Genomic DNA, 19,408 nt, shown 5'->3' on the forward strand with positions numbered 1-19,408 from the left:
CGGGTAGGCGTTGAGATCTGAACGAATGCTTTGACGCGGAGTAGCTGACCGCTGGGTGACACCTTGCCGTGGGGGGCAGCAGTGGCGCTGCCGCACCTGGATTGGTGACACCACATTCATAAGAGTCTGGAACCGGTGTCACGAGGGAGGCGCACATGAATATCAACGACCCCATCGCCTGGCCGCTGCCCATGCGCCTCCCTGCCAACCTATCCGACGCTGCGGCTGCATACGCGACCGCCGGGGTGGCAGTGTTTCCCTGCGTGCCCGGCGGAAAACGACCCCTCACGAAGCGCGGGTTCCACGATGCCAGCACCGACCCGAGGCAAGTCGCACGCTGGTGGGATCGGGTTCCGACCGCGAATATTGGCATCCCCACCGGCAGCCTGGTTGATGTCCTAGACGTCGATGTGCACGCGGCGGGCACCGGGTTTCCAATCCTGCACAGCCTGCAAAAACGTGGGCTGGTCCATGGATGGGGGCAAGCGGTCCGCTCACCCTCGGGTGGCCTCCACCTCTACTACCCGGCAGACCCGGCGCAAGCATCTCCATCGTGGTCGCGAGGACACACACATGTCGATTTCCGGAGCACGGGCGGATACATCATCGCACCGCCCTCCACGGTCACCACCGACCGTGGCGACCGCGGTTACGAAGTGATCGCTCTCGGCAAGAAACCAAGCCCCGTGGACGCCGAGGCGATCCGAGACTTCCTCACTCCGCAGCCTATTCCGACGTCCCGATCCTCATCTGGCTCTTCGTTGGTGCAGGACAAATCGGTGGAACGGATTGCCGACTGGGTAGCGCTCCTGCCGGAGGGCAACCGAAACGCGGGCTTGTTCTGGGCGGCCTGCCGCCTCGCCGAGGCCGGCATGACCGAACTACGCACCACTACTGTGCTGGGGCCGGCGGCAACACGGGCGGGCCTTGCCTCACGGGAGATTGCGGCGACGATCCGGTCCGCGCACCACAGTGCCCAAGTCCCTTACGACCCTGGCGAAAGCACTGTATCCACGTTGATCGTGAAGGCTCCGGTCGGACGATGACCACACACGCCCTAACGCCTAGCACCCCCACTTGGAGTGACGGTGTGCCGGGCTCGGATACGGCAGGGCCGCCTGCGGGTTCTGGGGTGTCACGGTTTGTGATTGTCCTCGCCGTAACCGGGACAATTCTTCTCGCGCTCGGCGCGTTCTGGCTGTCATTCACCACACTTCAAGACCTTGCTGTGCTCTCCGGGATCCCCTCAGAGCAGGCATGGATCTGGCCGCTCATAGTCGACGGCGTGATCCTGGAAGCCACCGTCAGCGTCGTCGCCTTGCGAAACTCCACACCATCAGCGCGGCGATTCGCCTGGCTGCTCCTCGCTGCCGGGGCAGGAGTGTCGGTCGCAGCCAACATCACCCACGCTGTCGTCTCTGCTGATACCCGTGTCCCGGCACTCATAGCCGCGTTGGTCGCGTCGGTGCCACCGTTGGTGCTGCTGGCGATGACACATCTCACGGTCGAACTAACCCGCAACACCACCCCGGTCGTCGCTTCGATGGACACGAAGCAGCATGCCGTGATCGACGAAGCTAGACCCACAGGCCGCCAATCGGTGACGCCCACTGCGAAGCCTGTTCCTTCGGAGGCGGATCGTACTTCTACGCCTCATGTCCCACACTCCACACCAAACGGCACGGCTCCTGCTTCGCGAGAGGACGCACGGTTGCGGGCTTTGACGCTGAACGCCGACGGGGTGTCGAAGCGACAGATCGCCACCGAGCTCGGTGTGCATCCCACGACCGTGGGCCGCTGGCTGAACACACCTGACCGTCGACAGAACGGAGACACCCATGACTGACCCAATGAACCTCATTACCCCGGCCCCAGATCGACGCCACCCCGATGCCGATCCGACCCCGCAGACCACTGCGGCGACGGCGGCGGAGCGGCGGGCGAGCGAGTTCGCGACCCACGGGGACCCGACGCTCTCCCTCCACGACGTTGATCCGGCGTCGCAACGTCCGGGAGTGCAATGGGTGCGACCCACCGATCTTGCCGCCCGTACGGCGGGGGCCATCGTTGACCGCGGCGCGGACCTGAATACCCGCCTCCATGAGGCTGTCTTAGAAGGCGTCCGTGACGGACGTGCCCAGTTGCAGGAACGACTCGCCAAACGGCAAGACCAGTTGGACCCAGATATCACCCAGACGGCAACGCTCCGGCGTTCGCTCGGGAGAACGGGGGTGAGCCGATGAATGATCCTCGTCCCGGCACCACCCAGGTGCCGCACGACACCCCGACCCGCTAACCAAAACCTCTGCCGTCCAGGCCGTTCACACACCCCGGCCGGCACCATCACAGACCCCCGACACCGGGCACGTCTGCTGCTTTCCCCATGCCACCGCGCCAAAAACTGGCCCGGCAGGCATACCCGCAGCGGATGCGATTTGTGGGCTGTGGTCCCTTTCGAGGTTTCGCGGGATGGGAATCGTACCTACACATCACCGACAGAAATTTTCTCTTGAGGGAGTCGCTATGAACCATCACCACTCATCCCAGAACCACCCATCGATCCCGGATTTCACCACCGGGGAAGGGCTCCGTGAGCTGCTCACGGAGTTGAACGAACACAACGCGTGGGCGACGAGCCCGGTCGCTGCAGAACTGATGCTCTACGCCACTCAGAAGTACACGCCGATTGCGAAAGCGTGGCGTCGAGAACCGGCCGATGCCGCATATGAGGCGTTCGTCGCAATGAGGCAGCGAACCACGCTGCGCGCTGATGACCCGTGGGCGGTGGTCACTCGGGCAGTCGCGCTCGGCATCGCCGCCGAAGTACACGCCGACCGCAACATGACCTCCCAGGACAAGGCGCGCAGACCCTCGAAACGCCCCCGCGAAGAGCCAATGCGCGCCGGCCACTACGAGGAGTTCTTCTACGATGTCCACCCGCACGCCCACTCCCTCTACGCCAGAGAACTCGGCGACGAGGATCATTCGGCAGATCGGGTCATCCGCGCCACCTGCGTGTTCCTCGTCCTCACCGACTGGCCCGCACGCCCGGTCGAGCAGGCGGTGGACTACATCGCCCACCGTGTTACGGGGCTGTCCTCGCGAGGATCTGCGGTTGAGATCGTGTCGAAAGAACGGCACATCGCGATCCGCCTCGGGTACACCCCTGAAGAATGGGCGGCGCTCGTCCGTCTGGTCATCGGCACCAAGACCGGGAAGCGGAAGACCGGTCAGTACGGGCTCTTCGCCCGTGTGCTCCTCGGGGATGACGTCGCCGATCTCCTCCGCGACGAAGACCTCGTCGAAACCTCCCGGCGCAGTGCTTGCCTGCCTGACGGGCGGGACGGAGGGCAGTCGTTGTGACTCGGGGACATCTGATTCTGGAACATTCGATCGACCAACTCAAAAGGGGCTCACAGTACCGGCGTGACCTCGATGATGATCTGGACGAGCTGTGTGCGTCGATCCAACGCACCGGGGTGTTGAACCCTCCCGCGGTCACCGAGGAGTACGTGATTATCACCGGGAACCGCAGGGTCGCGGCGATGGAGAAACTCGGGATGCGTGTCACCCCCGTCTGGGTAGTTCCCGGTGTTTCCGACAAGCTCTCCTACGTTCTCGCGATCCGTGACGAGCAGACGCTTCAGAAGACACTCAGGCCGCTTGAGCAGGCGGAGCTCTATGAAGAACTCAAAGCGCTCTATGCCGAAGACGCCGAACGACGAGAGGCCGCCACCCGGTTCGGGGCGGCAAGCCGCGAGCAGCGACTCACCGAGAACCCGGGCTCCAGAGAGGGTGTGGCCGGGGGTGCCGAGTCGGCACCCCCGTGGCGCTCACCCAATGAAGGGAAAGCCCGGGTGCAGGCTGCGCGAGCGGTGACCGGCAGGGACTCACGGACAATGCTGGAACAGATCAACCAGCTCAAACAGATCGCTGCCGACGACGCCGAAGACCCCTATGTGCGCCAACACGCGGCCGAAGCACTGTTGGAGATCAACGAGGACCGGAAGGTCAATGGCCGATACCAGGCAGTGAAGACCAGGCAGAACGTAGCCCGTCTCACCCGTATGGCTGAACATCCGGACACTCCCGAGCAGGCTCGCACCGCTGCCGCGGCGGAGCTCCGCACCCTGCAAGACGTCGCATCTCCTGCAGAAGCGGCGAAAGAATCGGGCCTCGCCCTGGCCCGGGTGACCGAGATCCACAAGGCCGCGACCGATCCTGCACTGGTCGGATGGAAGGACGTGGATCCGCTGCTACGGGAAAAGCACGCGATCCGTAAGCTCGTCGATCTGCTGCGCCGCGAGCACGGCTGGTGGGACCGCTACGACCCGGAGGACTTCGGTAAGCACGCCGATGACGCCCAGTGGGAACTCGTCGAGAGCTACATCATCGAAAGTCACCGTTTTCTCGACTTCGCGCGCGGTGCCCGTGAACTACGGGAGGAGGCTCGTGATGCCGACGTTTGAGGATCCGAAGGTCGACGCCGACGAGCTCGGAGAAGCCGCTCGAGGTCTTGCCTACGCAACCCGGAGCTTCGAGACTCCCGTCGACACTTACGAGGTGCTCGGTTCCTTGCACCATGCTTTGTCAGGGGTGCAGCAGTCGCTGCAGCAATTGGCGGCCTGGCACGAGGGACACGGCCAGTTCGCTGCCACGGACAACGGGGACCGGACGGCTGGGCAGGAACACGCAGTCAATGCATCGGGCTGGTTGACGATCGCGGCAGCCTCCACCGAACAGGTGATTCATCTCGTGATGAAAGCTCAAGCCGAGAACGGGTACATCGCGTGGCAGCCTGACCGCCACATCGTTGCCGCGCCGAACCAACTCGCTGCCCTCGCCGAAGCACTCACGGCGCGGGAAGCAACCCTCACTCCTGAGGAGAACAACCCCAGCGGTGTGACCGGAAACGAGCGCGGCCTCTCGCGCTGAACCGCTCTTCCGGGTGGGGCGCGCACCTACCGGGTGACCCCATTTCGCCTGGCAGGAAGGCCCGCGCCCATGTCATCGCCACACTCTGAGCAGCATCGCAGGAAGCGACTACTCATCATCCTGACCATCACCGGCTTCGTCGTCACGTGTCTCGCCGCCGTCGGGATCTACGGCCTCGTCACCGGCCCTCAACAGGCAAGCACCCCACCTGCGACAAGCCCCGCCGCGCCGTCGGAACCTACTGTCGCTGCAGACGACCAGTTGGGTGCCCGGCTTCCCTCGCTCCCGAAAACGAATGACCCGGAGGCGTACGCGCGGGCAGTTACGGTCGCCCTGTTCGAGTGGGACACGTTCACCTTGCTCACCCCGGCCGATCACCGGGGTGTGCTGATTGCGGACGCCGATCCCACGGGCACCGAAGCCCCAGGGCTCATCTCGGATCTCGATGACTATTTCCCCTCAGCGTCGACGTGGCGAGACCTCGCGGAGTATCGCACCTCCCAGCAGATTCAGATTGAGCAGGTGTTCGTTCCGGACCTGTGGACGGAAGCAGTCGTAGCGTCTGGTGGGCAAATCGTCGAGGGCACCCACGCCTTAACCGTCGAGGGCATCCGGCATCGCGAAGGTGTCTGGTACGACGAGCCCGTGACTTCCGCGCATCCGGTCGCGTTCACTATTTTCATCTCATGTGAACCGGTGTTCGATCGCTGCCATCTCTTGCGACTGTCCGAACTCGACAACCCCCTCCGGTAAGCGAGCGCTCTGATGAAAAAGTTGCTCGTCTTCGCCCTCATTGGGATGCTCCTCACCCCAATGATTGGACTCCTTGGGGTCGGTGTGTTGGTCAACCCTGCAGTGCTCAATCAGGCGCACTGCATCGCCTCCGGCATCACCCTCGGTCCGATCCCAGACTCCCTGGAAGTGACGATGAAGGACGGGCACACGTTCACGCTGAACAAGCAGCAACTCACCCACGCGGGCACGATCATCACCACCGGATCGAACATTCCCGGGGTAGGGCGGGAAGGAGTTCTGATCGCGCTCATGGCTGCACTGACCGAGTCCACGTTGCGCCAGCTCGCCAACACCGGCACCTACCCCGAATCCGGGGACTTTCCGAATGACGGGAACGGATCCGATCATGACTCGCTCGGACTGTTCCAGATGCGCCCACAATCCGGGTGGGGAACCGTGGCCGAGCTCATGGATCCGAAGTACCAGGCTCGCGCCTTCTACGGCGGACCAGATGGCCCCAACTATCCGAGCCCTCGAGGGCTTCTGGATATTCCAGGGTGGCAGCAGATGGATAAAGGCGAGGCTGCCCAAGCGGTAGAAGTCTCCGCTTACCCGGACCGGTACCAAAACTATGAACCTGTTGCCCGGACCATCCTCGACGCCCTCACCCTCCGCGGAGGCAAAGGCAATGGTGTCCCTGGAGACATCGCGATTCCAGAAACGTCCCGGCTGGTGTTCCCACTACCGACCGGCAGCTACGTGCAGACCTCAACGTTTGGCCCGCGAATCGACCCGATCACAGGCGAAGCCCGCCTGCACTCCGGCACCGACTGGGCTGCCCCCGATGGGACTGCGATCTTCGCCCTCGCAGACGGGATCGTCACTTACGCAGGCATGGTCGAAGGGTTCTCCGGAGAGATCACCATCGAACACACGATCGGCGGTGAAAAAGTCGCGACGAGATACATCCACATGTGGGAGCACGGCATCCACGTCACTGCTGGGCAACGCATCATCGCGGGTCAACACATTGGCGACGTTGGCTCCTCCGGCCACTCCACCGGCCCTCATCTGCACTTCCAAGTCCACCCCGGCGGCGCGAACCATCCTGCGATAGACGCGGAACCATGGCTCGCCGCACGCGGCATCGAAGGCCTGGACGCTCCCGTCGGCGGCGGCCCGGGCTGCACCGCCTGACAGAGGCTCGATTAGCGTGCGCACCTGACCAGTACCCGACTCACTCGTGCCCCGTCAGGAGAACCCCATGCGCATCTCGCCCGTCTTACCTTTGATCCGTTTGGCGGAGAACGTCTACCCGAACATCGACAGTGTGGGCGGACGCGGCACCCTCATCGGCATAGTCGGTGCACTCCTGACCATCACGTTGATCATCGCCGTACTGATGATGGTGATCTCAGGAATCGTCTGGGCGGTGTCTTCTTCCAGTGGCAATTTCCAGGCTGCTGCGAAAGGCAAGGTCGGGGTGTTCGTCGCTCTTGGCGGAGCCGTCCTAGCTGGGGCGGGAGTTGCCTGGATGAACTTCCTGCTGAACCTCGGCGACACACTCTAAGCGCGTTTGCGTCCCGCACCTGTTCTGGTGACCACCGCCTGGTGGCTCACCAGTTCTCGTGAAGGAGCCCCTCCCATGTCTGCTGCCCTCGACACCCTCATCGCTATCACCGCGGTGTTACCTGCGGATATCAACATCACCCCGAACGACTCCGGGCTGCCCGGCATCGCTGCCCTCCGGACCGTGGTCGGGGCGGTAATGACAATCGGACTGATCCTCTCCGTCCTGGCACTGATCATCAGCGCCGTGGTTTGGGGCTTCGGCTCCAACAGCTCCAACCCGCACCTGGCCTCCCGCGGGAAGATCGGCGTACTCATCTCGTGCGCGGCGGCGATCATCACCGGCGCATCTGTGACGCTGATCAACTTCTTTTGGAACGTCGGACAGACCGTCTCCTAACCCACACCCCGAACATACGAAGGGAGGGGTGTTGTGGCTGGTATCTGTGACGTCCCCATCATCAGCAACGTCTGCGACACCGTCGGCGAAAGTGCCGCGACCCTGGTTGCGGCCCCGTTTGATTGGCTGGCCCAAGCCATCGGCCAGGCCGCGTCCTGGCTCTTCCAAGGTGTGTGGTCGTTGTTTGACTCCACCACTCTGGTCGACATCACCGGGGCCGGATACATCGGCGTCTACAACGTAATGTTCGGCATCGCGATCTTCTTGATGTTGATCTTCTTCTGCCTGCAACTGATCACCGGCCTGATCCGTCGAGACGCAGGCTCCCTTGGCCGAGCAGCCCTGGGGCTCGCGAAGTCAGTGCTCGGATCATTCCTGGTGATCACGCTCACCGCAACGCTGCTGGAGGTCGTCGACCAACTCTCCATCGGGATCATCCAAGCCACGGGAACGACCATCGAAGAAATGGGCGGGAAGATCGGAATCCTCGTCGCCGGCCTCACCGCGATCAACCTCACCGCACCCGGAGCGGGGGCGATCATCACGATCTTCCTTTCGTTCCTGGCAATCTGCGCGGCAGCGATCGTCTGGTTCTCCCTACTCATCCGCAAAGCCCTCATCCTGGTTGCGGTCGTGATGGCACCGATCGCATTATCCGGGGCGAGTTGGGATGCGACGAAGGGCTGGTTCGGAAAATGGGCATCCTTCGTGCTCGCCCTGATCTTCTCGAAACTCGTGATCGTCGTGGTCTTCCTAGTGGCAACCAACCAGGTCAACGCCCCGATCGACATGGACTTGTCATCCATCGCGGATCCCATCGCGGGGATCGTGCTGATGTTCATCGCCGCGTTCGCGCCATACATGGTGTACAAATTCATTTCCTTCGTCGGCTTCGACATGTACCACGTGATGTCCGCGGAGCAGGAGTCGAAGCAGGCGATGAACCGGCCGGTTCCGATGCCCGGGAAACCAGACGGTGCTGGACCGCAGAAAGTCCTCGACGGAGGAGGCGACAGCAAAGGCTCGGGCGGTGGTGCCCCGCCGCCGAGCTCAGCCCCTAAGCACTCTGCTGCTGGCTCAGCTGGAGGCGGTACTGCAGGCGCTGGTGCAGGAGGTGGCGCTGCGGCTGGAGGCGGTGGTGTAGCGGCCGGAGGTACAGCTGGTGCCGCCGCCGCTGGTCCGATCGGGATCGCCGCGGTCGCAGGCGCAACAATCGCCAAGGGTGCGGCAGAGGCCGGCCCGAAACTCGGCGGCGCAATCGGACGTACAGCCGACGGACACGCTGACGCAGCGGGAGAAGGGCAAACGCCTCCGCCGCCCCCTGACCGGTCCGTACCACCGGCGGCACCTCCCGTTACACCCTCATCCGCTCCGCCTTCCCAGGCGGCTGCTCGCACCTCATCTGCACCCCCGCCACCGCGGGCGGAGCCGAAGAGTTAGACCCCCAGACGTTCCCGAGAGGAGGTGACACCGCAACCCCTTGGCGGTGCGTGAGCGCAGGCATCCGAGTCAGCCAGCGACCTGACTTAGATCCCGCTCACGCACCGCCGTTCTTTCTTGCTGTTCGTACCTGACCGGCGATACCCATTCCCGCCTCGAGGAGTAATCATGGCCACCGCATCCAGCACCGAGTTCGATCTGTCCCCGGTGAAGTTCTCCCGACTCACCCGCCGGGGCATCATCCTCGGACTCTCACTACCGCAAGTCATCGCCGTCAGCATCGCCGTCCTCGTGTTCGTCGCCTCCCTCTACATCGGAGGCCCCGCCGCACTTTATACGGCACCGATCTGGGGCATCGCCCTCGGGCTAGCCGTGGTTCCATTCGGCGGCCGAAAGATGGTCGAGTGGGTGCCGATCACTCTGCACTGGATATGGCGGACCCGAGCCCACCAGACCAGTTACCGGCGCAAGATCGTGAAGCCCCGCCCCGCAGGAACCCTCGCGCTCCCGGGCGACGCGGCAGCACTGCGGCAGTATCAGGACAAGGAATCTGGTGCAATCATGGTGCACGATCCGCAGGCTCAAACATTGACGGCGCTGCTGGAGGTGACCCACCCCTCGTTCATCCTGCTAGACCCGGGAGAGCAAGAGCGCCGTGTCCACGCGTGGGGCCGGGTCCTCTCGACCACCTGCCGTTCTACCCGCATCGCTCGTCTGCAAGTGCTGGAGCGCACGGTCCCCGATTCCGGGTCCGGACTATCGCAGTGGTGGGCGGAGCACGGCAACGATGACGGGTCCTGGGTCGCCCAAACCTACCGGGAGCTGATCGAGAGGGCAGGCCCTGCCGGGGAACGCCACATCTCCACGATCTCGCTCAGCCTGGACATGCGGGCCGCCTCCCGCGCAATTCGCACCGCGGGCGGCAGCCTCAAAGGCGCAGCCGAAGTCCTCAAACAAGAGATGCACACGCTCACGACGGCGCTACGCACCGCGGATCTGAAACCCTCCGAGTGGTACACACCCGGCCAACTCGCCGTGATGCTCCGCAGTGCCTACGACCCGGGAGTCGCCGCCACCCTGGAACGTTCTGGAACGATCGGACACGACCTTGCTACTGCTGGTCCTGTTGCGGTGGAGGAAACGTGGGAGGGGCTGCGCTCGGATAGCGCCCATCATGCGGTGCTGTGGATATCGGAATGGCCGAGGTCTCTTGTCTATCCAGGGTTTCTTGCCCCAGTGCTGCTGTCCTCGGGAATCCGACGTTCGTTCACGCTGCTGTGTGACCCGATCCGCTCTGATCAGGCAGCACGGGATATTCGCAAGAAGAAGACCGAGTACATCTCGGATGCGACGCAACGCCAGCGGGTCGGGCAGATCGAAGACGCCCAACAATCCGCCGAGTACCAGGACGTGCTACAGCAGGAGGCCGACCTCACCTCCGGGCACGGGGTCATCCGCTACACCGGCCTCATCGCCGTCTCCGCCACCAGCAACGACGAACTCGAAGCTGCCGTGTCTGCGATCGAACAGGCCGCCATCCAAGCGTCTTGCGAGACCCGACGCTTGGTCGGCCAACAGGCACAAGCGTTCGTTGCTGCCGCATTGCCTTTATGCCGAGGCATTTGACGGTTGAACGTCATCATCTCGGCCTATAAAGCTCTGGAGCCAGTTGTTGGCGGATCAAGTGGCTGTATTTTCTCTACGTCTAGTTTCAGGTAAGCGGCGAGTTTGGACGAAAATGAGCCGGATGATCTAACGAGTGGTCACTACTGCGGTTCTGCTCGTCACTAGATGCCCGACTGGCGTCCAAGATTCGAAGCCTGAGTCTGTTTGAAAGTGATGCCTAGCACCTGGAAGTAGATCCGGATTCAAGGGGTGTGTGGCAGCCGGGTTGTGGTAAACCTCCATCCCGTCGATCCATGCTTCCTCATACCCCTCATTGACTTCGTTCGAAAAAGTTTCTTCTAATCTGCCGTCACTCGACACGCGAATTCCGCTATGGATAAGAGTCACTCCCGGTCGGCCGAAAGCAACCTTGACTCCCATTCTGTTGAATTTTGCGAGAGTACCGCTGGCGTTAAAAAGCACGGCGCTGATGTTGGGCGCGTCTGGAAGGCTAAAGAACCCTGACGCAATCTTCTTGCCCTTCCAGAGGTGATGCGTGACCGGACGGCTAACGATCTCTACTCCTTGATCATTCTGAACTTCAAGAAACTCGACACCGTATAGATACCGCAGCAGCGACTGCCCGCTGTATGTCATCGAGAACTCGTCATGAAAGTCTTGAATTGCAATCACTAGCGGCGCGTCAGCGACTTCCAGGCTTTCCCAGTAACGCTTTTCCAATTTCGCACTGAGCGGACCAGCGAACCGAATTGGGAGATAGTTCTGGACGTAATCAGCAATTTCCTCGACAGACTCGGGTTTCTGGGAAGTGGCAGGTTTCCCGTTGATGATTGAGGGGTTGATTGTCGTGGCCTCGATGAAGAAGGTACCTCCGAGGCCACGAGCGAGAAAATCTGGTGCAGGGCTCGGCTGTGATACCGCGTATCGTGATTCAACGAGCATTGCGAACAAATATAATTCCCAGATGCGCGCGTCGAATCCGGTCGTTTGGAATTGCTCTATGTAGTTGCCGTCCTGATTCTCATACCAACACATCATCACATTGATCAGTTCACGAGCTGCAGCAAACCCCTCACCAAATGCGAGATGCTGGAATCGCTCATGGAATCGTTGTTCCTTGACAACGGGCGCAAAGAAGTCGACTGGATCAGCTTCATCGCCTTGAACACGCTCTTCTTCTATGTCTGCTTCGACTTGCCTCATCAGACGGCGAAGCTCCGCGAGTGCATCTGCCGATGATGTGTAATAGGCGGTTTGTTTCACCCAGCGAAAGCGGCTAGCGAGGTCCCTGGCGAACAGGATGCCGGAGAACTCTTCATCTGTATCTAGCATCAGGAGAGCAAAAACTGACCTCGACTTGCTCTCAAACCAAGCAACCTCTTGGCCGAAGAGTACGGAAGTAGGTTGGCGGCAGAATCCTGCAAAGGCGTCAAATTTCTCTTGGGATATCTCTCTCATTGGCCTAAAACTGCCCCACTCGTTCCAAAAGCAGAAGTTCCGCGGTGAAATGACCAGCCTCTTCTTGCTGCTGTAGGTACTCATTCTCTCAAAACCCGACCAGCCGTACTAGGACGTTCGTGGCGACGATATTTCAGCCACAGTGCGGGGCTGAGCTTGAGGCAGTCCGCACCTGACGGATGTCACTGCTCGTCTTGAGGAAAGGCATCCACATGGGACCGCGACCGAATCCAAAGAAGCTCTACTCCACCGTCCTCGTCGAGGACGGGAAAGGTAAACGTCGCTCGCGCAAGGCCCGAGAGCGTGCTGCCGTGCAGGTGATCGCCCGCGACCGGTTCGCCCAGCTGGAGGCGGAGAGAGCGAAAGTTGCCGCCGAACGAGCAGCTGCTCGCAGCACCGACTATCTCCCCAGAGGCGGGGAACCGGGACCTGCCGCGTTGCGCTCGTATCGACAGTTTCGGGTGCCACCGCACCAGGACACCTCCGCAACCCTGCAGGGAGCCTATCCGTTCTTGGCTGAGGGCGGACTTGGCTCGCAGGGTGTGTTCGTGGGGCAGGATATGTACTCCGGCGGCAGCTTCGTCTACGACCCCTGGGTGCTCTACCAGCGCGGCATCATCACCGCCCCAAATCTCGTCCTGGCGGGTATCGTCGGCTCCGGGAAATCGTCGCTCGCGAAATCGCTCTACACCCGGTCGATCCCGTTCGGTCGCCGCGTCTATGTCCCTGGTGATCCGAAGGGTGAGCACACCGCGGTCGCCGAAGCTGTCGGTGGGAAAGCGATCATTCTCGGCCACGGACTCCGTAACCGCCTGAACCCGCTTGATGAGGGATACCGGCCTGGTGGGCTCTCCGACCCCGAATGGGCTTCCACCGTTGCTTCACGCCGCCGCGACCTGATCGGGGCCCTCGCCGAGACGGTGCTGGAGCGTGCCTTGTCACCGCTGGAGCACACCGTCATTGACGTTGCCTTGCAAGCCGTCGTCGCGTCAGCGTCGGTGCCGATCCTCCCGATGATCGTCGACCGGATTCTCACCCCTGATCCGGGCGATGACGAGCGCCTGGCTGAGGACGGACGTCTCGTCGGCCATGCGCTGCGCCGCCTCGTGTCTGGTGACCTCGCGGGGCTGTTCGATGGACCTTCGACTGTCACGTTTGACCCGACGCTGCCGATGATCACCCTCGACTTGTCTCGTGTCGTGGAGAACTCGACTCTGATCAGCGTGCTGATGACGTGCTCGAGTGCATGGATGGAGTCTGCGCTCCTGGACCCTAACGGGGGTCAACGGTGGGTGGTCTACGACGAAGCGTGGAGGCTGATGTCCCACCCGGCGCTGCTGAAGCGAATGGATGCGCATTGGCGGCTTGCCCGCCACTACGGCATCGCGAACCTCCTGATTTTCCATAAGCTCACCGACCTTGACAACGTTGGTGACCAGGGATCCGCCATGCGCGCCCTCGCCAACAGCCTCCTTGCCAACGCAGAGTCCCGGATCATCTATCGACAAGAATCTGATCAGATCGGAACCACCGGCAAGACGCTCGGTCTCACCGGTACAGAACAGAAACTGCTCCCCAGCCTCGGCACCGGGCAGGGGCTGTGGCGGATTAAAGAGTCCAGCTATGTGGTTCAGCATCAACTCCATCCGGAAGAGCTCCGGGTCTTCGACACGACGCAACGGATGAGCCAGGAAACCCGCAAGTTCACGATTCCTGAAGGCTAAATCGCCGGAAGATGCGGGTTCAGGCCATGGTTTCTGAGGTGTGGGGTTGCATGTTCCGCGAACATGCAACCCCACCGGTGAACACTTGGGCCGGGCGTGCATCTGCCGCAGGCTTATACGTCGCGGAGGCGCGCGATGAGTTCGTCGGCGGCGTCCAGTTGTTTCGCGAGTTTCTCGCGACGCTCCTCTGCGTCGGTCACGAACGTATCCAGCGCTGCGCGCGCGGCGCTGTCTGACGGATCATCCGCCAGTGCGTCAGCAGCGGCGAGGACTTCGCCCATCTGGTCGAGGGAGAACCCGAGCGGCTTCATCCGGCGGATCAGGAGGAGCCGCTCGACGTCGGCGTCGGTGTAGAGGCGGAACCCGCCACTGGTGCGGTCGCTCGGGGAGACGAGCCCGATCTCGTCGTAGTGGCGGAGGGTGCGCAGCGACAGGCTGGTGCGCTCAGCGACCTCGCCGATATGGATCGTTCCTGCCATCGGGTACTCCTCTGCCTCGATTTGGCACCCAACCCTCACGTAACGGTAGAGTTGGGTTTGGCGGGCTCCGACCTCGACCGCCGTCACCCTATTTTCCCGCACCTCTCTGGGAGGCAGAATGAGCGCGCCCGCACGCGACAAGGAACGCTACTGGTCTCGGCCGACCGTGATGGATGTGTTCCGTTCGCCGAAGCTGTTGACGAAGGAAGTCCTCGCGGGTATGGTGGTCGGCCTCGCGCTCATCCCGGAGGCCATCGCGTTCGCGATCGCCGCAGGCGTGCCGGCCGAGGTGGGCTTGTTCTCCTCGATCGTGATGGCAATCTCGATCGCGTTCCTCGGTGGGCGGCCCGCGATGATTACCGCGGCGACCGCAGCGATCGCGCTCGTCATCCGGCCGGTCGCCGACGAGTACGGCCTCGACTACCTCATCGCGACCGTGATCCTCGGCGGCATCTTCCAGATCGTTCTCGGCCTGCTCGGTGTCGGCAAGCTCATGCGGTTCATCCCGCGCAGCGTGATGGTCGGGTTCGTCAACGCCCTCGCGATCCTCATCGCTGTCGCCCAATTGGAGCATTTCACCGGCGCGTCCTGGCTGATGTACCCGATGATCATCGTCAGCATCCTGATCCTATGGCTCTTCCCGAAGCTCACGAAGGCTGTGCCCGCGCCTCTGGTGGTCGTGATCGTGATGACCCTCGCGGTGTGGCTGCTGAACCTCGATGTGAAGACCGTCGGCGGTCTCGGCGAACTGCCCGGCGGCCCGCCGATGCCGTTCTTCCCCGATGTACCGCTCACCTTCGAGACACTGCAAATCATTGCCCCGTATGCCCTCGGCATGGCCGCGGTGGGGCTCATGGAGTCACTGATGACCGCGAAGCTCGTGGACGACATCACCGACACGCACTCGAACAAGACCCGCGAGGCGATAGGGCAAGGCGGCGCGAACATCCTCTCTGGCCTCTTCGGTGGCATGGGTGGCTGCGCGATGATCGGGCAGACCATGATCAACGTGCGCGCCTCCGGCGCCCGCACCCGCGTCTCCACGTTCGCCGCCGGCGTGTTCCTCCTGATCCTGGTGTGGTTCCTCGGCCCGATAATGAACCTGATCCCCATCGGGGCGCTGGTGGCGATCATGTTCATGGTCGCGTTCCTCACCTTCGACTGGCACTCCATCGCACCCTCCACGCTGAAGCGGATGCCCAAGAGCGAGACGATCGTGATGCTCGTCACCGTCATCCCGGTGCTCATCACCCACAACCTCTCCGTCGGGGTCATCATCGGCGTGTTCGTCGCCGCGATCCTGTTCGTGCGCCGCGTCGCCCACTTCACCACCGTCACCCGCACCTTCAGCGCTAACGAAGACACGGCGCACTATGAGGTCGATGGCGAGCTGTTCTTCGCGTCTTCGAACGACCTGACCACCCAGTTCGAGTACGCCGACGACCCGAAGCGTGTCGTGATCGACATGTCGAAGTCGCACGTGTGGGACGCCTCGACCGTCGCAGCGCTCGATGGAATCGAGCAGAAGTACCGCGAACACGACATCGAGGTCGAGATCATCGGCTTGAACGAGGCGAGCGGAACCTTCCACGCACGATTGAGCGGGAACCTGCCCTCACACTGACCCGACTGCGTGCTCGGCTCATGCAAGGCTCATCGGCCGTCCGCCGCGCTGGACGGGAGGGCCAGCGACTACTCCTGCCCTCCCGTTCAGAGTTACGACATCGCGGCGCTGAGCTCGCTGGCGAGGCGCAGGACGCGTTCGGCGATCTGATCCCGGATCGCCCGCGTGCGGTCGCCGCCGCCGACGTCGGATGCAGCCTGGTCTTCGAAGGTCCAGGTCTCGATCGTTCCGGCCATGCCGTCGACCGGGGCGACCTTCGCCTCGTCGCCGAGCACGATGACCCGATCCACGCTGCGGAGGATCTCGGGATCGATGGGCTTGGGATACTCGCCCTCCATCGACGCACCGACCTCGACGATCGCTTCCTCGGCGAGGGCACTAAGCGTATCGCCCGGCGCAGTACCGGCCGAATAGACGGTGATGGCGTCGCCGGCGTGCTGCCGCATGAGCGCGGCGGCCATCTGCGATTTGCCGCCGTTCTTCTTGCAGACGAACAGCACCGACGCGCTCATGCGCTGGCCGCCTCGGTGCTCGCGGGCTCGAGGGAGGCGATGAGTTCCTGGATGCGGCGTTTGATGTCGTCGCGGATCGGACGGACAGCGTCGATGCCCTGGCCCGCGGGGTCATCGAGCTTCCAATCCTCGTAGCGCTTGCCGGGGAAGAACGGGCAGGCGTCGCCGCAGCCCATCGTGATGACGACATCGGAGTCCTGCACGGCGTCGGTGGTGAGGATCTTCGGGGCCTCGCCGCGGATGTCGATGCCCTCTTCGAGCATCGCCTCGACGGCGACGGGATTGATTTGGTCCGCGGGGATCGAGCCTGCCGAACGGACCTCGATGCGGTCGCCCGCGAGGTGGCGGAGGTAGCCTGCGGCCATCTGGGAACGGCCGGCGTTGTGGACGCAGACGAACAGGACGGTGGGAGTAGACATGAGGGTTCTCGTTTCCGATCGGGTCGGTCAGGTGAGGGTGGTGGCCAGGATGCCGCCTGCGGCTCCGATGATCACGACGATCCAGGGCGGGAGCTTCCACGCGACGAGCAGCACGAAGCAGACCAGCGCGAGTGCGAAGGCGGGCGGGGTGAGGATCGCGGTGGTGAACACGGGTGTGTAGAGGGCGGCGGCGAGGATGCCGACGACGGCCGCGTTCGCGCCCCGCATGATGGCCTGCACCCGCTCGTGGTGCTGCAGGCGGTTCCAGAACGGCAGCACGCCGATGAGGAGGAGGAAGCCGGGCAGGAAGATCCCGGCCAGCGCGATGCCCGCCCCCGCCGCCCCGCCCGGGCCGACGTCAGCGGCGCCGCCGAGGAAAGCGGCGAGGGTGAACAGCGGGCCGGGCACGGCCTGGGCTGCACCGTATCCGGCGAGGAAGTCCGCGTTCGTGACCCAGCCGGGATCGACGACGCCGGATTGCAGGAGCGGGAGCACGACGTGCCCGCCGCCGAATACGAGCGCTCCGGCCCGCGCGAACGCATCGAACAGGGCGACGCTGTCGTTGCCGGTGACGGCGGCGAGGATCGGCATCCCGGCCAGGATTGCGACGAACAGGGTGAGCGCGGCGATCCCCGCGGCCCGGGTCACCGGGAACCGCACCGCTGTCGCCGTGTTCGCGGCGGGTGCGCGGCAGACGAAGTATCCGGCGATCCCGCCGAGGACGATCGCCATGATTTGGCCGAGCGATCCGGCCAGCAGCAGCGCGGCGAGGGCTGCGACGGCTGCGATCGCGGCGCGCTGCCGGTCCGGGGTGAGTGTCTTCGCCATGCCGAGGACGGCCTGCGCGACGATCGCGACCGCCACGATCTTCAGCCCGGCGAGGATGCCTTCCCCGATGGTGCCGGTGAACAGGGCGGCGCCGGAGGCGAAGGCGAGCATGAGGGCCGCGGACGGGAGCGTGAAGGCGATGAATGCGGCCAGCGCGCCCCGGTATCCGGCGCGGTGCAGGCCGATGCCGAACCCGACCTGGCTCGAGGCCGGGCCGGGAAGGAACTGGCACAGCGCGACCAGGTCGGCGTAGGCGCGGTCGTCCATCCAGCGTCGGCGTTCCACGATCTCGGTGCGGAAGTAGCCCAGGTGCGCGATCGGCCCGCCGAACGAGGTCACCCGGGTCTGCTGTCGGTTTGCTTGAGTCCAAGTCTGCTTCGATCGAGGGGTCGGGGCTGGAAGGATGGCAGTCATGCCGGTCAAGTACAGCGAAGAGTTCAAGCGTGACGCTGTCGGGCTCGTGGAGTCCGGAATTTCGCAGAAACAAGTGTGCCGAGATCTTGGTGTCTCGAAGTCCGCGCTGAGCGCATGGATCCAAGACGCAAGGTTCAAAACGTATGGGATGACTCCGTCGAAAGATCCCGAGGAGCAGCGCGAGATGCGGCAAGCATTGAAACGTATTCGGGAGCTCGAGATGGAAAACGAAGTGCTCCGCCGTGCGGCAGCCTATTTGTCGCAGGCGCACATTACGCCCCCAAAATGATCTACCCGCTCGTCCAAGAGCTGGCTGCGACGGGTGCCTCTATCAGGGTGCCCGTCGCGGTGACGTGCCGGGTACTCGGGTTCAGCGAGCAGGCCTACTACCAATGGTTGAAGCAGCCCTGCTCGGCACGCGAGATCGAAGAGCAGCACCTGATCGGGGTGCTCCGTGAACTGCATGAGGATGATCCCGAGTTCGGGTATAGGTTCCTCGCTGACGAACTGCAAGCGCTCGGTTACCGGGTATCGGAGCGGCGCGTGTGGCGGCTCTGCCATATCGCCGGTATCCGGTCAGTGATCACAAAACGACGCGGTAGGTATCGGAAAGCGTTGCCGCCGGTGCACGACGATCTCGTACAACGTGATTTCACGGCAAGCACTCCGAATAAGCGCTGGCTCACCGACATCACTGAACATCAGACTGCGCATGAGGGCAAATTGTATCTCTGCGCGGTGAAAGACGTGTGGTCGAACCGGATCGTCGGCTACGCGATCGATGACCGAATGAAAGCATCCCTTGCAGTGAGAGCGTTGGAGAACGCGGTCATGCAGCGGGGGAATCCGACGAATGTGGTGGTCCATTCCGACCGGGGATCTCAATTTGGGTCGAAGAAATTTTGTCGCGCGCTACAGCGTCACCAGCTGTTGGGGTCAATGGGAAGGGTTGGTGCTGCCGGGGACAACGCGGCGATGGAATCGTTCTTCTCGCTGTTGCAGAAGAACGTGCTCGACCGAAAGGTGTGGGCGACTCGGAGAGAGCTCAGGTTAGCGATCGTGTCGTGGATTGAGGGGAAGTATCACCGCAAACGCAGGCAGCGTGGGCTCGGGAAGCTGACGCCGGTCGAGTTTGAGGCGATAATGGTGGATGCTGTCGAGTTGGCAGCATAAAAACACTCCGACTCAAGCAAAGCTTCAGCAGACCCCCCCGAGGCGCAGGAACACCCGGAACACTTCCCACGC

Annotated in this window: 20 protein-coding genes; 15 read left to right on the plus strand and 5 right to left on the minus strand. The window is 63.0% G+C overall.

From position 1 onward, the window contains the following. The first annotated feature begins 155 nt into the window (after positions 1-155). The 12 genes from AB0P14_RS05000 to AB0P14_RS05055 all read left to right on the plus strand — a co-directional run bounded on the left by AB0P14_RS05000 (position 156) and on the right by AB0P14_RS05055 (position 10,705). The gene (locus AB0P14_RS05000; RefSeq protein ID WP_183664386.1) at positions 156-1,046 is read left to right on the plus strand and encodes a bifunctional DNA primase/polymerase; all 891 of its coding nucleotides are present in this window, start codon (positions 156-158) and stop codon (positions 1,044-1,046) included. Beyond that, complete coding sequence (locus AB0P14_RS05005) at positions 1,043-1,846, plus strand: DUF2637 domain-containing protein (RefSeq protein ID WP_183664384.1); 804 nt, start codon at positions 1,043-1,045, stop codon at positions 1,844-1,846. Before AB0P14_RS05000 ends, AB0P14_RS05005 begins: the two co-directional genes overlap by 4 nt. Then, positions 1,839-2,243 carry a hypothetical protein gene (locus AB0P14_RS05010; protein WP_183664382.1) on the plus strand — a complete coding sequence of 135 codons (405 nt, stop codon included), beginning with the start codon at positions 1,839-1,841 and terminating at the stop codon, positions 2,241-2,243. Before AB0P14_RS05005 ends, AB0P14_RS05010 begins: the two co-directional genes overlap by 8 nt. Positions 2,244-2,523: 280 nt before the next feature. Continuing rightward, the gene (locus tag AB0P14_RS05015; RefSeq protein ID WP_183664380.1) at positions 2,524-3,363 is read left to right on the plus strand and encodes a hypothetical protein; all 840 of its coding nucleotides are present in this window, start codon (positions 2,524-2,526) and stop codon (positions 3,361-3,363) included. Then, complete coding sequence (locus AB0P14_RS05020) at positions 3,360-4,469, plus strand: ParB N-terminal domain-containing protein (protein WP_313276969.1); 1,110 nt, start codon at positions 3,360-3,362, stop codon at positions 4,467-4,469. The genes AB0P14_RS05015 and AB0P14_RS05020 overlap by 4 nt, the downstream gene beginning before the upstream one ends. Beyond that, positions 4,456-4,935 carry a hypothetical protein gene (locus AB0P14_RS05025; protein WP_183664376.1) on the plus strand — a complete coding sequence of 160 codons (480 nt, stop codon included), beginning with the start codon at positions 4,456-4,458 and terminating at the stop codon, positions 4,933-4,935. Before AB0P14_RS05020 ends, AB0P14_RS05025 begins: the two co-directional genes overlap by 14 nt. Before the next feature lie 69 nt (positions 4,936-5,004). Continuing rightward, the gene (locus AB0P14_RS05030) at positions 5,005-5,688 is read left to right on the plus strand and encodes a hypothetical protein (RefSeq protein ID WP_188046636.1); all 684 of its coding nucleotides are present in this window, start codon (positions 5,005-5,007) and stop codon (positions 5,686-5,688) included. Positions 5,689-5,700: 12 nt separating this feature from the next. Then, positions 5,701-6,867, plus strand: coding sequence for a M23 family metallopeptidase (locus AB0P14_RS05035; protein ID WP_183664372.1), 1,167 nt, complete (start codon positions 5,701-5,703; stop codon positions 6,865-6,867). 67 nt (positions 6,868-6,934) lie between these two features. Further along, the gene (locus AB0P14_RS05040) at positions 6,935-7,240 is read left to right on the plus strand and encodes a DUF6112 family protein (RefSeq protein ID WP_183664370.1); all 306 of its coding nucleotides are present in this window, start codon (positions 6,935-6,937) and stop codon (positions 7,238-7,240) included. Positions 7,241-7,315: 75 nt separating this feature from the next. Beyond that, entirely contained in the window at positions 7,316-7,639 is a 324-nt protein-coding gene (locus tag AB0P14_RS05045) for a DUF6112 family protein (protein ID WP_183664368.1), read from the plus strand. A gap of 33 nt (positions 7,640-7,672) precedes the next feature. Further along, on the plus strand, positions 7,673-9,079 hold the full coding sequence (locus AB0P14_RS05050) for a conjugal transfer protein TrbL (RefSeq protein ID WP_183664366.1): 1,407 nt from the start codon (positions 7,673-7,675) through the stop codon (positions 9,077-9,079). 168 nt (positions 9,080-9,247) lie between these two features. Next, complete coding sequence (locus tag AB0P14_RS05055; protein ID WP_363839348.1) at positions 9,248-10,705, plus strand: PrgI family protein; 1,458 nt, start codon at positions 9,248-9,250, stop codon at positions 10,703-10,705. Positions 10,706-10,831: 126 nt separating this feature from the next. Here AB0P14_RS05055 and AB0P14_RS05060 read toward each other — a convergent pair whose 3' ends face one another. Beyond that, on the minus strand, positions 10,832-12,163 hold the full coding sequence (locus AB0P14_RS05060; protein ID WP_183664364.1) for a hypothetical protein: 1,332 nt from the start codon (positions 12,161-12,163) through the stop codon (positions 10,832-10,834). Between the two features lie 212 nt (positions 12,164-12,375). On the opposite strand from AB0P14_RS05060, the gene AB0P14_RS05065 reads away from it, so the two are divergent. Continuing rightward, positions 12,376-13,887 (plus strand): ATP-binding protein, encoded by a 1,512-nt coding sequence (locus AB0P14_RS05065; protein WP_188046638.1) that lies wholly within the window; start codon positions 12,376-12,378, stop codon positions 13,885-13,887. A gap of 113 nt (positions 13,888-14,000) precedes the next feature. Here the strand turns inward: AB0P14_RS05065 and AB0P14_RS05070 are convergent, their stop codons facing one another. Further along, the gene (locus tag AB0P14_RS05070; protein WP_054687050.1) at positions 14,001-14,366 is read right to left on the minus strand and encodes a MerR family transcriptional regulator; all 366 of its coding nucleotides are present in this window, start codon (positions 14,364-14,366) and stop codon (positions 14,001-14,003) included. A 118-nt stretch (positions 14,367-14,484) separates the two neighbouring features. Between AB0P14_RS05070 and AB0P14_RS05075 the strand changes: the two genes are divergently transcribed. Beyond that, complete coding sequence (locus tag AB0P14_RS05075; RefSeq protein ID WP_363838593.1) at positions 14,485-15,990, plus strand: SulP family inorganic anion transporter; 1,506 nt, start codon at positions 14,485-14,487, stop codon at positions 15,988-15,990. Positions 15,991-16,082: 92 nt separating this feature from the next. Here AB0P14_RS05075 and AB0P14_RS05080 read toward each other — a convergent pair whose 3' ends face one another. From AB0P14_RS05080 to chrA, 3 genes are read right to left on the minus strand one after another with little or no spacing between them, the layout of a single operon-like run. Beyond that, the gene (locus AB0P14_RS05080; RefSeq protein ID WP_026937615.1) at positions 16,083-16,502 is read right to left on the minus strand and encodes a low molecular weight phosphatase family protein; all 420 of its coding nucleotides are present in this window, start codon (positions 16,500-16,502) and stop codon (positions 16,083-16,085) included. Next, on the minus strand, positions 16,499-16,921 hold the full coding sequence (locus AB0P14_RS05085; RefSeq protein WP_054683684.1) for an arsenate reductase ArsC: 423 nt from the start codon (positions 16,919-16,921) through the stop codon (positions 16,499-16,501). The genes AB0P14_RS05080 and AB0P14_RS05085 overlap by 4 nt, the downstream gene beginning before the upstream one ends. Positions 16,922-16,948: 27 nt before the next feature. Further along, positions 16,949-18,088 carry a chromate efflux transporter gene (chrA, locus tag AB0P14_RS05090; protein ID WP_363838597.1) on the minus strand — a complete coding sequence of 380 codons (1,140 nt, stop codon included), beginning with the start codon at positions 18,086-18,088 and terminating at the stop codon, positions 16,949-16,951. Between the two features lie 73 nt (positions 18,089-18,161). Between chrA and AB0P14_RS05095 the strand changes: the two genes are divergently transcribed. Further along, a protein-coding gene (locus AB0P14_RS05095) for an IS3 family transposase (RefSeq protein WP_363838600.1) occupies positions 18,162-19,336 on the plus strand; the annotation gives its coding sequence in 2 pieces (ribosomal slippage) (positions 18,162-18,438 and positions 18,438-19,336; 1,176 coding nt in all). The last annotated feature ends 72 nt before the right edge of the window (positions 19,337-19,408 follow it).

Source organism: Specibacter sp. NPDC078709 (assembly GCF_040686795.1).
Taxonomy (GTDB): domain Bacteria; phylum Actinomycetota; class Actinomycetes; order Actinomycetales; family Micrococcaceae; genus Specibacter.

What these genes read in the sequence shown, in the direction of transcription:
- AB0P14_RS05000 (WP_183664386.1), top strand. Translation starts at nt 156, where the DNA reads ATGAATATCAACGACCCCATCGCCTGGCCGCTGCCCATGCGCCTCCCT.
- AB0P14_RS05005 (WP_183664384.1), top strand. Translation starts at nt 1,043, where the DNA reads ATGACCACACACGCCCTAACGCCTAGCACCCCCACTTGGAGTGACGGT.
- AB0P14_RS05010 (WP_183664382.1), top strand. Translation starts at nt 1,839, where the DNA reads ATGACTGACCCAATGAACCTCATTACCCCGGCCCCAGATCGACGCCAC.
- AB0P14_RS05015 (WP_183664380.1), top strand. Translation starts at nt 2,524, where the DNA reads ATGAACCATCACCACTCATCCCAGAACCACCCATCGATCCCGGATTTC.
- AB0P14_RS05025 (WP_183664376.1), top strand. Translation starts at nt 4,456, where the DNA reads ATGCCGACGTTTGAGGATCCGAAGGTCGACGCCGACGAGCTCGGAGAA.
- AB0P14_RS05030 (WP_188046636.1), top strand. Translation starts at nt 5,005, where the DNA reads ATGTCATCGCCACACTCTGAGCAGCATCGCAGGAAGCGACTACTCATC.
- AB0P14_RS05035 (WP_183664372.1), top strand. Translation starts at nt 5,701, where the DNA reads ATGAAAAAGTTGCTCGTCTTCGCCCTCATTGGGATGCTCCTCACCCCA.
- AB0P14_RS05040 (WP_183664370.1), top strand. Translation starts at nt 6,935, where the DNA reads ATGCGCATCTCGCCCGTCTTACCTTTGATCCGTTTGGCGGAGAACGTC.
- AB0P14_RS05045 (WP_183664368.1), top strand. Translation starts at nt 7,316, where the DNA reads ATGTCTGCTGCCCTCGACACCCTCATCGCTATCACCGCGGTGTTACCT.
- AB0P14_RS05055 (WP_363839348.1), top strand. Translation starts at nt 9,248, where the DNA reads ATGGCCACCGCATCCAGCACCGAGTTCGATCTGTCCCCGGTGAAGTTC.
- AB0P14_RS05060 (WP_183664364.1), bottom strand. Translation starts at nt 12,163, where the DNA reads ATGAGAGAGATATCCCAAGAGAAATTTGACGCCTTTGCAGGATTCTGC.
- AB0P14_RS05065 (WP_188046638.1), top strand. Translation starts at nt 12,376, where the DNA reads ATGGGACCGCGACCGAATCCAAAGAAGCTCTACTCCACCGTCCTCGTC.
- AB0P14_RS05070 (WP_054687050.1), bottom strand. Translation starts at nt 14,366, where the DNA reads ATGGCAGGAACGATCCATATCGGCGAGGTCGCTGAGCGCACCAGCCTG.
- AB0P14_RS05075 (WP_363838593.1), top strand. Translation starts at nt 14,485, where the DNA reads ATGAGCGCGCCCGCACGCGACAAGGAACGCTACTGGTCTCGGCCGACC.
- AB0P14_RS05080 (WP_026937615.1), bottom strand. Translation starts at nt 16,502, where the DNA reads ATGAGCGCGTCGGTGCTGTTCGTCTGCAAGAAGAACGGCGGCAAATCG.
- AB0P14_RS05085 (WP_054683684.1), bottom strand. Translation starts at nt 16,921, where the DNA reads ATGTCTACTCCCACCGTCCTGTTCGTCTGCGTCCACAACGCCGGCCGT.